The following is a 13090-nucleotide window of genomic DNA, read 5'->3' as shown; positions in this document are numbered from 1 at the left end:
GGCGGCGGCGCGGGGGGGGGGGGGGCCCGGGCCCCCCCCCCCCGGCCCCGCGCCTGTGTCCAGGGCCGGATCAGCCGGTGTACCCGGCGAAGATCTTGCTGAACTCGTACGGAGTCTGGGCGATGTTGGTGCACATGTAGAGCGCGCCAGTGCAGGCGTTGCGGTCGCGGGTCGTCTCCCAGAACGCCAGCATGCCCAGGTGCTTGGACTGCGCGAAGGTCACCATCTGCCGGGCGTCGGCCTGGTTGTAGACGTGCCCGTCGTCGTTCTGCCCGAGCATCGGGGTGACCCCGACCATCTTCCACAGCTGCGCGTCGGTCTTGGCCGGGTACAGCGTCTTCAGCTGCGCGAACGTCGAGTTCGCCGCCTGCACGGCCAGATCGCCGTAGTCGCCGGTGCGGTAGTAGTCCATCGCCATGATGTTGACCAGGTCCAGGTTCACCCCGGCGTCCCGCGCCGACCGGACGACGCCCAGGCCGTCGGCGGTCAGGCCCTCCGGCAGCACCGGCAGGGTCAGCGAGATCTTCAGACCCGGGTTGGCCGCCTGCAGCGCCGCCAGCGCCTGCGAGCGCCGCGCCACCGAGGCCGGTTCGGCCGTGGCCGAGCCCTCGATGTCCAGGTCGATGTACTTCAGCGCGTACGCGGTGACGACCGCCTGGTACTCGGCCTGCAGCGCCGACACCGAGGTGCAGGCCTGGGCCAGCTCGATGCCGGTGGCGCCACCGAACGAGATCTTCACGTCGCCGCCGCGGGCGCGGATGGTGTCGATCTGGTCGCGCGCCCAGCCCTGGCGCGGGTCGTAGGCGTTGAACCACATCGCCTTGCAGGCCGAGGCGGTGATGAAGGCCATGGTGAAGCTCTTCAGGTTGCCGCCCGTGGCCAGGTCCGGCAGTGCGGGCGTGGGCCAGGCACCCATGTCCACATAGGGGGCGGTGGGCAGGCCCGGCGCGGTCGGGCAACCGGAGGTGCTCGCCGAGACCGCCCCGCTGGCCGCCGACTCGCCGGTGGCGTTGTACGCCGCGACGCTGTAGGAGTGCGAGGTGCAGGTGCCCAGGCCGGAGATGGTGGTGGAGGTGCCGGTGACGGTGGCGCGCAGCGTGGTGCCCTCGTACACGCGGTAGCCGGTGGCGCCGGTGACGGCGGTCCAGCCCAGCGAGATCGAGCTGCTGGTGGTGCCGGTGACGGCCAGGCCGGTCGGGGTCGCCGGGCCGCCGGGGTTGGTCCCGCCCGGCCCGTCGAGGGAGACGTCGTCGGCGTAGTAGGTGCCCTGGCCGTACCAGCCGTGCAGGAAGACCTGCGCGCTGGTCTGCGAGGCGCCGGTGGTGAAGTTGACGGTGAGCTGCGTGTACGCCGTGGCCGACGGGGTCCAGGTGGACGCGCCGCCGGTGATGCCGAGGTACACGTAGCTGCCGCGCACCCACGCCGACAGGGTGTACGCCGTGTTGGGCTGCACGGTCACCGTCTGCGTGCACTGGGCATGGTCCGATGCGGACGCCGCCCCGGCCAGCGCCTTGGTGCCGCCGTGCACGGGCGTGGACACGACTGAGCCGAGGCCGCCGGTGCACGACCACGGGGACAGCGCGCCGGACTCGAAGCCGGGGTTGGCCAGCAGGTTGGCCGCGTAGGCGGGTTGCGCTCCGAGCAGCGCACCCGTCAGAGCGAGGGAGAGAGCAACGAATCGAAGCTTCTTCATGGCTGTATTATTAGGAAACTTTACTTACGGTGTCCATGAACTTGGCACATCTCGTTCATGGCAACCTTTTCGGCCGGCACGGGGTATCAGGGTCATGGCCGACTGGGAAGCGGAGTTCTGCGAATACTTCGAGGCGCGGGTGCGCCCGCTGCGACGGTTCGGGTACGCCCTGTGCGCCGACTGGCACCTCGCCGAGGACCTGGTACAGCACACTTTCGTGCAGCTGTACCGGCACTGGCGGCGGCTGGACGCGGCGACGCTGGAGGCGTACACCCGCCGGACCCTGGTCAACGCGTTCCTGAACAGCCGCCGCGCCCGCCGCCACGAGCAGATCATGGCCGAGGTCCCCGACCGCGCAGCCGTGCCCGCCGCCGACCCGGACGGCGACGTGCTCGCTCTGCTGACGCGGCTGCCGCCGAGGCAGCGGGTGCTGATCGCGCTGCGATACCTCGACGACCTGTCCGTCGGTGACACCGCCCACGTCGCGGGCATCAGCGAAGGCGCCGTCAAGAGCCAGACCTCGCGCGGGCTCAGCGCGCTGCGCGGCCTGCTGGGACCGGAACCGGTGAAGGAGTGACCATGGACGACCAGACCCTGGCCCAGGCCCTGCGGTCCCGCATCGCCCAGGACGAACCACCGATCGGCCTGACCGCGTCGCGCGTACTGCGCGCTGGGCGCCGCGCTCGACTGCGCCGCCGCGTGGCCGGAGCCGGTGGCGCGCTCGGCCTGCTGGGCGTGATCGCGGTCGCCACGGCGTACCTGCTGACCCCGACCGGTGGGCAGAGCGCCGCGCCCTCGCTGGTACCCGGCTGCCAGGTGTCCGGCGGCGCGATGATCAACTCGGTGGTGCAGCGGGTGGAGTTCTACCGCCCGGAATGGGAGGCGTCCTTCCCGCCCCCGTCCGCGCCGGTGTCCGGCACGTGCCCGGTCCCCGACAGCTCGCCCGCGGCCTACCCGCTGCACTGCCCGGCCGGGCTCAACTCCGACAGCGACCTGCTCGCCCGCGCCAAACTGACCTGCTTCCTGCGGGAACAGCTCGCCGTCCTGGACCCGGACGCCGAACCGGGACCGCTGCAGGGCCCCGAGGGCGGCAACCCGCTCTACGCGTACCCACGGATGAACGGCGGCTACGAGGCCAGCGCGGTGCTGGCCGACCGCGACGGCGCCGGCGGTCTCGTTGTGACCGTCACCACCATGTCCGAGTTCGAGCAGGCGCCGAGCCCGGCGCAGTGCGCCACTGTCGGCTGCGAACGCCGAGCCGACCGCGACGGCATGGCGCTGGCGGTGTTCCACCTCGGCGGGCCGGGCGGCGGGTTCGAGGCGCTGACCGTCTACGCCTACCGCGACGGCGTGGTCGTGGCCCTGACCTCGACCAACGACGACCGGGCGTACGGCGGTCCGTTCCGCTCCGCGCCGACCTTCACCGAGGAGCAGCTCACCACGCTGGCGTTGGCCCTGCTGGAGACCGACGTCACCCACGCCCCCTGACCGGCCGCACGTTCCTTCGGCCCGGTTTTCGTGCAGTTTCCCGGAAACTGCACGAAAACCGGCCACGATTCCAGCGCTTTCCCCGAAACTGCACGAAAAAGCCCGGGGCCGATAGGCCCCGGGCTCTGGTGGAGCGGGCGACGAGAATCGAACTCGCGTAGTCAGTTTGGAAGACTGAAGCTCTACCATTGAGCTACGCCCGCGTGGCCACGAGTATAACCGGCCCGCCGCAACCTCGCGCGCCCAGGTCACGGAGCGCCGACCGTTGCTGGTCGGGGTGGCCGGATTCGAACCGACGGCCCCTCGCTCCCAAAGCGAGTGCGCTACCAAGCTGCGCTACACCCCGTCGCGCCGTAACCGGCGCCCACGAAGTGTATGCGTTGGGCTGGGCGCCGCGCACACCCATATGCCGTGTCCCGTTGTGAGCTTTCCTCCTGATTCTCCCGCTCTGGCGATCCTTGGGACATACGCTGAGGTCAGGGACTGGGGGACGCGACACTCCCACGCCGCGGGCGGTCGTACACATCGCCGAATCGCGGCATGACCCCCGGTGGGGCTTCGTTCGGATCAGGCGGATGGGGCTCCACCGGGCTGTCCGTCGCTGTAGATGAGGTGGGCGTTGGCCGGGGTGAGCAGCTCCGGTCGGATCTTCTTGTTGAGCCAGAGGGCGCCGACCGCGGCGAGCAGCCCGAAGAAGGCGGATCCGAGCCAGGCCCAGCCGGGTCGGCGGGTGGGTTCGACGACGAGGTCGAGGTCGGTGGCGCAGGCCAGCGGTGCGGCGAGGGCGCCCTGCAGGCATGCGGTGACGGCGAGGTCGCCGAGGGCGGCGTCCTGGTCGAGGGTCGCGGCGGCGGTGTGGGTCGAGGTCTGTCGGGCGGCCGGGGCGGGCCAGCTGAGGGTGGCGCCGGTCTGGGTGGCGCCGTCGGCGTGGAGGTCGCGCAGGCCGGTGGGCACGGTCACCCGGACGGTCGCGGCGTCGGTCCGGTCGTCGCCACGGGCGATGACGCGGTATCGCACGGTGTCGCCCGCCGCGACGTGGCGCACTCCGTCGTCGATGCTGATGGCGGCCCCGGTCGGCGCCGGGGTGGCCCCGGTCGCCGGTGGCAGGAGTGCCAGCAGGGGACCGGCCGCGGTGGCGATCGCGGTGGTCAGCAACAGCGTGACATTGATCGGCGGCACGGTGGTCTCCTCCCGGACTACCTGCCCAGTTTGTCGGCTTTGCTGGTTATTATGGTGCTGACTCGCCCGCGCGGTGTGACATCTGCCGACAACCGCCGCCCGATGCGGTGAACGCCTCGGGCGGTCGCCTACACTCGACCGGGCTCTTTCCGCGACCGGCGCCGGTGCGAACCGCGCACGCGGAAGGGCATACAGTTGCGCAAGGCAACCCCAAACGACCCGAAAGATCTCAAGGAGTACGCCTGTGAAGAGCACCGTCGAGACTCTGAGCCCGACGCGAGTGCGGCTCGCCATCGAGGTGCCGTTCGCCGAGCTCGAGCCGAGCCTGAAGAAGGCGTACCGGGAGATCGCGGCGCAGGTCAACATCCCCGGTTTCCGCAAGGGCAAGATCCCGGCGCAGGTCATCGACCAGCGCGTGGGTCGCGGCGCCGTGCTGCAGGAGGCGATCGAGGAGGCCATCCCGCAGCAGATCTTCGCCGCCGTGCGCGAGCACGAAGTGAAGCTGCTGGGCCGCCCGGCAGTGGACAACCTGGAGTTCGCCGACGGCCAGCCGCTGAAGTTCACCGCCGACGTGGACGTGCGTCCGGAGCTGACCCTGCCCGAGCTGAGCAGCATCAAGGTCGAGGTCGACCCGCTGGCCGTGGCCGACTCCGAGATCGACGAGCAGATCGACGGGCTGCGTCAGCGGTTCGCGACCCTGAAGACCGTCGAGCGCGCCGCCGCTGAGGGCGACTACGTGCAGCTGGACCTGGTGGCGACCGTCGACGGCGCCGAGGTCGAGGGCGGCACCGCCAACAACCTGTCCCACGAGGTGGGCTCGGGCCAGCTGCTCAAGGGCCTGGACGAGGCCGTGGTCGGCCTGTCGGCCGGCGAGTCGGCGACCTTCACCAGCCAGCTGGTCGGCGGCGAGCACGCGGGCAGCGACGCGGACGTGACCGTGACGATCCGCACCGTCAAGGAGAAGGAGCTCCCGGCGCTGGACGACGACTTCGCCCAGCTCGCCAGCGAGTTCGACACCCTGGAGCAGCTCCGCGGCGACCTGTCGGAGCGGATCACCCGGGTCAAGAAGGTCGAGCAGCTCTACGCCGCGCGGGACAAGGCGCTGGCCGAGCTGGTCAAGCGGGCCGACGTGCCGGCGCCCGAGGGTGTGGTGGCCGACGAGGTCGAGCAGCGCAAGGCCGCCATGGTCGAGCAGCTGGACCGGATGGGCGCCAGCCTGAGCGAGTACCTCGCGGCGGAGGAGAAGACCGAGGAGCAGATCGACACCGAGCTGTCCGAGGCGGCCGCCGAGGGTGTCAAGATCCAGCTGGTCCTGGACACCATCGCCGAGGCCGAGGACGTCCAGGTCTCCGACGACGAGTACGGTCACGAGATCGTGCACCGCGCCCAGCGCGCCGGTGTCGCCCCGCAGCAGTACTACGACCGCCTGGTGCAGGCCGGGGCCGCCGCCGCCGTCTACGGCGACGTGCGTCGCGGCAAGGCGCTGGCGCTGGTCATGGAGCGGGTCATCATGACCGACACCAACGGCGAGGTGCTGACCCTGGACTCGCTGCGCGAGGGTGCCGACGACCACGCCGGGCACGACCACGGCGACCACGAGGGCCACAACCACTGAGCCCGCGAGCGTGACGGCGAGGGGATCTGTCGGCCATCCGGCCGTGCGGGTCCCCTCGTCCCGTTTCCGGGCTGTCCGGTCGGGGTGTGTGGCCTGCCACGGTCACGGTCGGGCGTGATGCGCTCACAGCGAACACGTCGACACCGGGGAAGCTGGTGTCGGATTCAGCGGTTAGGGTCGGCGTAGGACAACGAGAAAGGCTGCCGATATGAGCGAGCTGCACGTTCCATCTGCGCGGGGTTCCGATCCGATCGCCGGCGGCCTCGACGACTCTGTGTACAACCGCCTGCTGAAAGAGCGCATCGTCTTCCTGGGCAGTGACGTCAACACGCAGGTCGCCAACCGGATCTGCGCGCAGCTGCTGCTGCTGTCCGCCGAGGATCCCGACCGCGACATCTACCTGTACATCAACTCGCCCGGTGGTTCCGTCTACGACGGCATGGCGATCTACGACACGATGCAGTTCATCTCGAACGACGTGGCCACGATCGCCCTGGGCATGGCCGCCTCGATGGGCCAGATGCTGCTGTGCGCCGGCGCGAAGGGCAAGCGCTCGGCGCTGCCGCACGCGCGGATCATGATGCACCAGGCGTCCGGCGGCATCGGCGGCACCGCGGCCGACATCGCCATCCAGGCCGAGCAGATGATCTACACCAAGAAGCTGATGATCGACCTGATCGCCCAGCACACCGGGCAGCCGGTGGCGCAGATCGAGGCCGACAGCGACCGCGACCGCTGGTTCAACGCCGAGCAGGCCAAAGAGTACGGCTTCATCGACCACGTGATCACCGCTACGTCCGTGGCGCCGGTCGGGAACTGAAGGAGCAGCAACATGTTTCCAGCTATGACGCCCAGCTTCGGCCAGCCGTCCAATCGCTACATCGTGCCGCAGTTCATCGAGCGGACCACGACGGGCCAGCAGACGATCGACCCGTACGCGAAGATGTTCCAGGACCGGATCATCTTCCTCGGCGTGCAGGTCGACGACGTGTCGGCAAACGACGTGATGTCCCAGCTGCTGGTGCTGGAGGCGGCCGACCCGGACCGCGACATCACGATGTACATCAACTCGCCCGGTGGCTCGTTCACCGCGATGACCGCGATCTACGACACCATGCAGTTCGTGCGTCCGGACATCCAGACGGTCTGCCTGGGTCAGGCGGCCAGCGCGGCGGCGGTGCTGCTGGCGGCGGGCACGCCCGGCAAGCGGCTGGCGCTGCCGAACTCGCGGATCATCATCCACCAGCCGGCGACGGAGGGTGGCTACGGTCAGGGTTCCGACATCGAGATCCAGGCGCGCGAGATCATGCGCATGCGCAACCAGCTCGAGGAGCTGCTGGCCCGGCACAGCGGTCAGACGATCGAGAAGGTCAAGAAGGACATCGACCGCGACAAGATCCTCACTGCGGGTGAGGCGGTCGACTACGGCCTGGTCGACTCGGTTTTGTCGTACCGCAAGAAGTCCGCGATGGCCGGGGTTCGCTGACCCCTCTCGCCGGCCGGCGCCGTTCACCCCATCGGGTGGACGGCGCCGAAGCGGTTGTCGGGGGGACGTGACAGAATCTTCGACATGGCAGCCGGGGTGGGGCCGCCGCAAAACGGCTCACAACAGGTAACGTCATCACAGAACCGATGCTCGCGCCGCTGGGACCGGCGCGGCGTTCGTCAGCTTCAGGGGCAGGGGGAGTCGTAGGTGGCACGGATCGACGGCGGCGACCTGCTGAAATGCTCCTTCTGCGGCAAGTCGCAACGGCAGGTGAAGAAGCTCATCGCGGGCCCCGGGGTCTACATCTGCGACGAGTGCATCGACCTCTGTAACGAGATCATCGAAGAGGAGCTCGCCGGCGAGGAGCAGGTCCGCTGGGAAGAGCTGCCCAAGCCGATGGAGATCTGCCAGTTCCTCGACCAGTACGTGGTGGGCCAGGACCAGGCCAAGAAGGCCCTGTCCGTGGCGGTCTACAACCACTACAAGCGGCTGCAGGCCGACGCGGCGCACACCCGCGGCGGTGAGTCGGTCGAGGTGGCCAAGAGCAACATCCTGCTCATCGGCCCGACCGGCACCGGCAAGACCCACCTGGCCCAGACGCTGGCGCGCATGCTGAACGTCCCGTTCGCCATAGCCGACGCCACCGCCCTCACCGAGGCCGGATACGTGGGTGAGGACGTCGAGAACATCCTCCTCAAGCTCATTCAGGCCGCCGACTGGGACATCAAGCGGGCCGAGACCGGCATCGTCTACATCGACGAGATCGACAAGATCGCGCGCAAGTCGGACAGCCCCTCGATCACCCGCGACGTCTCCGGCGAGGGCGTGCAGCAGGCGCTGCTGAAGATCCTGGAAGGAACCCGGGCCAACGTTCCGCCACAGGGTGGACGCAAGCACCCGCACCAGGACTTCGTCGAGATCGACACCACGAACATCCTGTTCATCTGCGGCGGGGCCTTCGCCGGCCTGGAGCAGATCATCGAGCAGCGCACCGCCCGCTCGGGCCTGGGCTTCGGCGCGCACCTGCGCGCGGTGACCGACCGTGGCAACAACGACGAGGTGCTGGCCAAGGTCATGCCCGAGGACATGCTGAAGTTCGGCATCATCCCCGAGTTCATCGGCCGCCTGCCCGTGATCACGACCGTGCGCAGCCTCGACCGCGAGGCGCTCGTCAAGATCCTCACCGAGCCCCGCAACGCGCTGGTGAAGCAGTACCAGCGCTTGTTCGAGCTCGACAACGTGGTGCTCGACTTCGACTCCGAGGCGCTGGAGGCCATCGCCGACCAGGCGATGCTGCGCAACACCGGCGCCCGTGGCCTGCGCGCCATCATGGAGGAGGTCCTGCTCTCCGTGATGTACGAGGTGCCCAGCGACCCCAACGCCGAGCGCGTCCTGATCACCCGGGACACGGTGCTGGAGAAGGTCTACCCGACCATCGTGCCGCGGCGGGACCTCAGCACCGGCCGCCGCGCCCGGCACCACCGCGAAGAGAAGACCGCTTGACGCCATACCCGCAGAAAGGCCCGCACCGGTCGGTGCGGGCCTTTCTCGTCCTGGTCAGCGGGGGACCCGCCGGTGGGTGTACTCGCCCGGGGGCATCGCCACCAGCATGACCATCCGGGCCGGGGTGCCCTGCAGATTGCGGTAGGTGTGTGCCCGGTCGCCCCGGAAGTCCAGCGTCTGCCCGGCCTCGACCAGGTGGTCCTCGCCGTCGATGGTGACCATGATCTGCCCGATCAGCACATGCGCCAGCTCGCGGGCACCCGGCTGCTGCTCCTCGGCGTCGTACCGCTCGTGCGGGGCGAACCGCCAGTCCCACAGCTCGACCGTGGCCGGATCGGCGACCCCGCGCAGCAGTCGTCCGGTGCCGCCCCGGCCGCCGCGCCACAGCACCGGCCCGTCTTCGAAGTCGCTGAGGTGCACGCTGCGGTCGGCGGTCGGCTGCAGCAGCCGCGCCACGGCCACCCCGAACGCGTCCGCGATCCGGGCCAGCGTGCCCACGCTCGGGTTGGTCCGCCCGGCCTCGATCTGCACGAGCATGCCCTTGCTCACCCCGGAACGGCCGGACAGCTCGTCCAGCGACCAACCCCGCCCGGTGCGCAGCGCGCGCACGTGCAGCGCCACCGCCGCGTTGATCTCCTCGATCGGCACCTGGCGAGGCCGGGGCGCACGCACGTGGCGGTCGGCTGTTCGGGTCTGGCCTGCCGTCGTGTCGGTCAACACCCTGTCCTCCGCGGTCGCCGCTGTGATACGAACACGCTGTGATCGCCATCCTGCTCGCCGGTACATCCGCCCTGGTCTGGGGCACTGCGGACTTCTGTGGCGGCAAGGCGGTCCAGCAGGGTGCCGCGAGCGTGCGCGGTCACTCGTTCTCGGTGACCGTCGTCTCGCAGCTGTGCGCGATACCGATGATCGCAGTTTTCCTGCTGCTGGTCCCGGGTCGGCTCGGCGTGTCGGCCCTGGGTTGGGGCGCCGCCGCGGGGGTGGCCGGACTGTTCGGCATCGTGCTGCTGTACCAGGGCCTGGCCAGCGGGGCCATGGCCGTGGTGGCACCGATCACCGCGGTCACCTCGGCCCTGGTGCCCCTGGCGGGCGGGCTCGTGCTGGGCGAACGGCCCGGGGCCGTGTCGCTGGCCGCGGCGGGCTGCGCCGTGGTCGCGATCGCGCTGGTCAGCCTCGGCCCGTCGAACGGGGTGAGCGCGGTGACGCCGCGGGTGATCGGGCTGGCGCTGTCGTCGGGAGCCCTGTTCGGAATCTTCTTCCTGCTGCTGGCGCAGGCCGGGCCGGATGCCGGGATGTGGCCGCTGGCGTCCGCCCGGCTCGCCTCCATCCCGGTGGGGCTGGCGCTGCTGCGCCCGATGGGCGGCACGCTGGTGCTGCGGGGCCGGGTGCTGGCGCTGACGGTCCTGGCGGGCTGCCTGGACATCGCGGCGAACGGCTTCTACCTGCTCGCGGCCAACGCCGGGCAGTTGAGCATCGTGGCGCCGATCGCCTCGCTATACCCCGCCAGCACCGTCCTGCTCGCGCTGGCCGTGAACAAGGAGCGGCTGCGCGCCATCCAGTTCGCCGGGCTGGGCCTGTCGGCGACGGCACTGATCCTGGCCGCGGTATGACGCGGAGTTGGCACTGAGAGCGCTCTCGCCCGTAAGGTGCTGACGTGACACGGGACCTGACACGCGCCCGCTGGGCGGTCGCCACCATCTTCGCCGTACACGGCGCCGCCAGTGGCAGCTTCGCCGCGCGCATCCCGTGGATCGCCGAACATCTGCACCTCAGCCAGGGCCGCCTCGGCCTGGCGCTGATCATGCCCGCGATCGGGTCGCTGAGCTCCATGCCGTTCACCGGACGGCTCATCGCCCGCATCGGCGGGCGCACCGCCACCCGCGTCCTCATCGCGGCGTGGTGCGCCGCCATCGGTGTACTGGCCCTGGCGCCCAACGTATGGGCGTTCATGGGCATGCTGCTGCTCGCGGGGGTGACGGCGGGCACCTCCGACATCGCCATGAACGCCGAGGGCGTCGCCGTGGAGCAGGGACTGGGCCGCTCGGTCATGTCCGGCCTGCACGGCATGTGGAGCCTGGGCGGCCTGATCGGCTCGGGCATCGGCGCGGCCGCGGCGTTCTTCGGCATCGGCGCACCGGTCAACCTCGCCGTGATGGCGATGCTGCTCGCCGTCATAGCGGTCACCGCCGGACACTGGCTGCTGCCCAGCGCCCCGGTGCCGACCTCGGACGAGGGTCCGCGCTTCTCCCTGCCCCGTGGACCGGTGCTGATCATCGGGCTGGTCGGCTTCTGCGCGGTCTTCGCCGAGGGGGCCACCGCCGACTGGTGTGCGGTCTACCTGCGGGAGATCCTCGGGTCGAGCGAAGGACAGGCGGCCATCGCGTACAGCGCGTTCGCGTTCGCGATGACCAGCGGCCGCCTCGTCGGCGACGCCGTGGTGCGCCGCGTCGGCGCCGTCACCACCGTCCGCGTCGCGGGCCTGCTCGGCATCCTGGGCGGCATTCTGGTGGTCACCTCGTGGGCGCCGGCCGTGGGCATCGTCGGCTTCGGGCTGATCGGGCTCGGGGTGGCGGTGGTGGTGCCGCTGGCGTTCAGCGCCGCCGGGCACACCGGCGACCACGCCGCCCACTCGATCGCCGGGGTGGCCACCGTGTCGTACGGCGCGGGCCTGGCCGCTCCCGGCCTGATGGGCGGTATCGCCCACGCCACCTCGCTGCCGTTCTCGTTCGCGCTGGTGACATGCCTCATCGCGGTCGTCGCGCTGAGCGCGGGTCGGCTGCGCGCCGCCGAGATCGTGCACGTCCCGCAGCCGGTCGCCGCCTGACCGAGGTCAGCGGACCTCCCACAGCTGCACGTCGTGCTGGGGGCGGTAACCGATCGTCTGGTAGATCTTGTTGCTGGTGGGGTTGGCGAGGTCGGTGAACAGCACCGGCCGCAGTCTCGCCGCCAGCGTCGCCTCGCTGATCGCCGCGACCAGCGCGCTGGCGTAGCCGTTGCCGCGACGGCGGGGCGGCGTGAAGACGAGGTTGATCCGGGCCACTCCCGCGGTCGGGACGGTGAGGGCGGCCATGCTGACGGGTTCGCCGCCCGCCTCCCATACCCACAGCAGACCACCGCGGGACAGCCTGCCGTCGACCGGCGCGGCCGGATCGGGGTGGGGCTCGCGCGGCAGGGCCTCGCGGTGGAATGCCCCCGACCACTGCACCAGCAGCTCGCGGTCGGCCTCCCGCGCCTCGCGTGCCCGGCCGGTCACCCCCGCCGGGCGGTCGATTCGCTCCGCCTCGAACATCCGGAACGACTCCCGCAGCGTCGCGTGTCCGCCTTCCGCGGCGGCGACCGTCTCCGCCAGGCGCCGGGTCTGCTCGGGCGGACCGGTGAAACGCCTCGCGTCGGGCGCGGAGGCCAGGAGGTAGTGCGCCAGCGGGGGCACGGCCGCATCGGGCACCGCGCTGAGCATCAACGCGAAAGGCGGTGGCCACACGGCCACCCCGGACAGCTGCGGACCGTCGGTGGATTCATCGAGTACGCGCAGCAGCAGCATCCGCTCCTGCTCAGCCGAGACACTGTCCATCCGCGACTGAAGAAGCGTGAGCAGGGGGTTGTTGCGTACGGGGTCACGCATCAGCCAGGGCATCACCTCGTGCCCGTAGGCGATCAGGCCTGTGTCCGCGGTCACCTTCACGGGTCAGATTGTCCCCCGGCGGGTGCGAGGTGGATTCTCCTTTCCCGACGACGCACCCCTGTGAACTGGGAAAATGGACTCGCGGAGGTGGTGTGACCGCCGACAACCCACCCCGATTTGCATCCTGCCCGCGGGGCCGCGTAATGTTCTCTCTGCCAGCGAGGAACGGACAGAAACGCCGGAGCGGTTAGCTCGGGCGGAGGCCGGATCGCTTGGCCGCCCCGAGTGGTGCGGACCCCGGTTAGGGGGCCGCGTAGCCGGTCGGGTAAGCTTTGACGAGTTGCCCCGCAAATTCGGCCGTGTGAGCGGTTGGTTTCGGTGTGTGCTTGTTCTTTGAGAACTCAACAGGGTGCTAGATATGCCAGTGCCAATTTATTGATCACCTCGTCGTGGTCATTCCTTTGGTATTAAGCAAACATTCGGACATTTATTTGTCGGTGGTTG

The 13090-nt window shown here is 70.1% G+C and carries 12 protein-coding genes and 2 tRNA genes; 8 read left to right on the top strand and 6 right to left on the bottom strand.

All coding sequences use genetic code 11. The features are described 5' to 3' along the window. Positions 1-70: 70 nt before the first annotated feature. Entirely contained in the window at positions 71-1693 is a 1623-nt protein-coding gene (locus KUA19_RS42235; protein ID WP_217405680.1) for a carbohydrate binding domain-containing protein, read from the bottom strand. Positions 1694-1787: 94 nt separating this feature from the next. Here KUA19_RS42235 and KUA19_RS42230 point away from each other — a divergent pair, with 94 nt between their 5' ends. Both KUA19_RS42230 and KUA19_RS42225 read left to right on the top strand, forming a co-directional pair. Beyond that, the gene (locus tag KUA19_RS42230; protein WP_217405678.1) at positions 1788-2270 is read left to right on the top strand and encodes a SigE family RNA polymerase sigma factor; all 483 of its coding nucleotides are present in this window, start codon (positions 1788-1790) and stop codon (positions 2268-2270) included. Between the two features lie 2 nt (positions 2271-2272). Continuing rightward, positions 2273-3181, top strand: coding sequence for a hypothetical protein (locus tag KUA19_RS42225; protein ID WP_217405676.1), 909 nt, complete (start codon positions 2273-2275; stop codon positions 3179-3181). Between the two features lie 129 nt (positions 3182-3310). On the opposite strand, the gene KUA19_RS42220 is transcribed toward KUA19_RS42225, so the two are convergent. The 3 genes from KUA19_RS42220 to KUA19_RS42210 form a co-directional block, all read right to left on the bottom strand. Further along, a tRNA-Gly gene (locus KUA19_RS42220) sits at positions 3311-3384 on the bottom strand. Between the two features lie 66 nt (positions 3385-3450). Beyond that, positions 3451-3527, bottom strand: a tRNA-Pro gene (locus tag KUA19_RS42215). A gap of 221 nt (positions 3528-3748) precedes the next feature. Beyond that, a complete protein-coding gene (locus tag KUA19_RS42210) occupies positions 3749-4360 on the bottom strand; it encodes a hypothetical protein (RefSeq protein WP_217405674.1) in 612 nt (203 codons plus the stop codon). Positions 4361-4604: 244 nt separating this feature from the next. Here KUA19_RS42210 and tig point away from each other — a divergent pair, with 244 nt between their 5' ends. From tig to clpX, 4 genes are all read left to right on the top strand, one after another. Further along, positions 4605-5975 carry a trigger factor gene (gene tig, locus KUA19_RS42205; RefSeq protein WP_217405672.1) on the top strand — a complete coding sequence of 457 codons (1371 nt, stop codon included), beginning with the start codon at positions 4605-4607 and terminating at the stop codon, positions 5973-5975. Between the two features lie 208 nt (positions 5976-6183). After that, positions 6184-6795, top strand: a complete 612-nt coding sequence (locus KUA19_RS42200) for a ClpP family protease (protein WP_217405670.1) — start codon at positions 6184-6186, stop codon at positions 6793-6795. 12 nt (positions 6796-6807) lie between these two features. Further along, positions 6808-7461, top strand: coding sequence for an ATP-dependent Clp protease proteolytic subunit (locus tag KUA19_RS42195; protein ID WP_302563926.1), 654 nt, complete (start codon positions 6808-6810; stop codon positions 7459-7461). 207 nt (positions 7462-7668) lie between these two features. Then, positions 7669-8964 (top strand): ATP-dependent Clp protease ATP-binding subunit ClpX, encoded by a 1296-nt coding sequence (clpX, locus tag KUA19_RS42190; RefSeq protein ID WP_217405668.1) that lies wholly within the window; start codon positions 7669-7671, stop codon positions 8962-8964. A 54-nt stretch (positions 8965-9018) separates the two neighbouring features. Here the strand turns inward: clpX and KUA19_RS42185 are convergent, their stop codons facing one another. Then, complete coding sequence (locus KUA19_RS42185; protein ID WP_308167964.1) at positions 9019-9612, bottom strand: helix-turn-helix domain-containing protein; 594 nt, start codon at positions 9610-9612, stop codon at positions 9019-9021. Positions 9613-9722: 110 nt separating this feature from the next. Here KUA19_RS42185 and KUA19_RS42180 point away from each other — a divergent pair, with 110 nt between their 5' ends. Together KUA19_RS42180 and KUA19_RS42175 are read left to right on the top strand one after the other, a co-directional pair. Then, entirely contained in the window at positions 9723-10574 is an 852-nt protein-coding gene (locus KUA19_RS42180) for an EamA family transporter (protein ID WP_217405665.1), read from the top strand. Positions 10575-10618: 44 nt separating this feature from the next. Next, complete coding sequence (locus KUA19_RS42175) at positions 10619-11788, top strand: MFS transporter (RefSeq protein ID WP_217405663.1); 1170 nt, start codon at positions 10619-10621, stop codon at positions 11786-11788. A 6-nt stretch (positions 11789-11794) separates the two neighbouring features. Here KUA19_RS42175 and KUA19_RS44920 read toward each other — a convergent pair whose 3' ends face one another. Next, positions 11795-12646 (bottom strand): GNAT family N-acetyltransferase, encoded by an 852-nt coding sequence (locus KUA19_RS44920; RefSeq protein WP_217405662.1) that lies wholly within the window; start codon positions 12644-12646, stop codon positions 11795-11797. Positions 12647-13090: the final 444 nt, after the last annotated feature.

The organism is Catellatospora tritici (assembly GCF_019083965.1).
Classification (GTDB): domain Bacteria; phylum Actinomycetota; class Actinomycetes; order Mycobacteriales; family Micromonosporaceae; genus Catellatospora; species Catellatospora tritici.
Note: the sequence above shows the minus strand (reverse complement) of the source record. Positions and strands in the feature narration are given on the sequence as shown.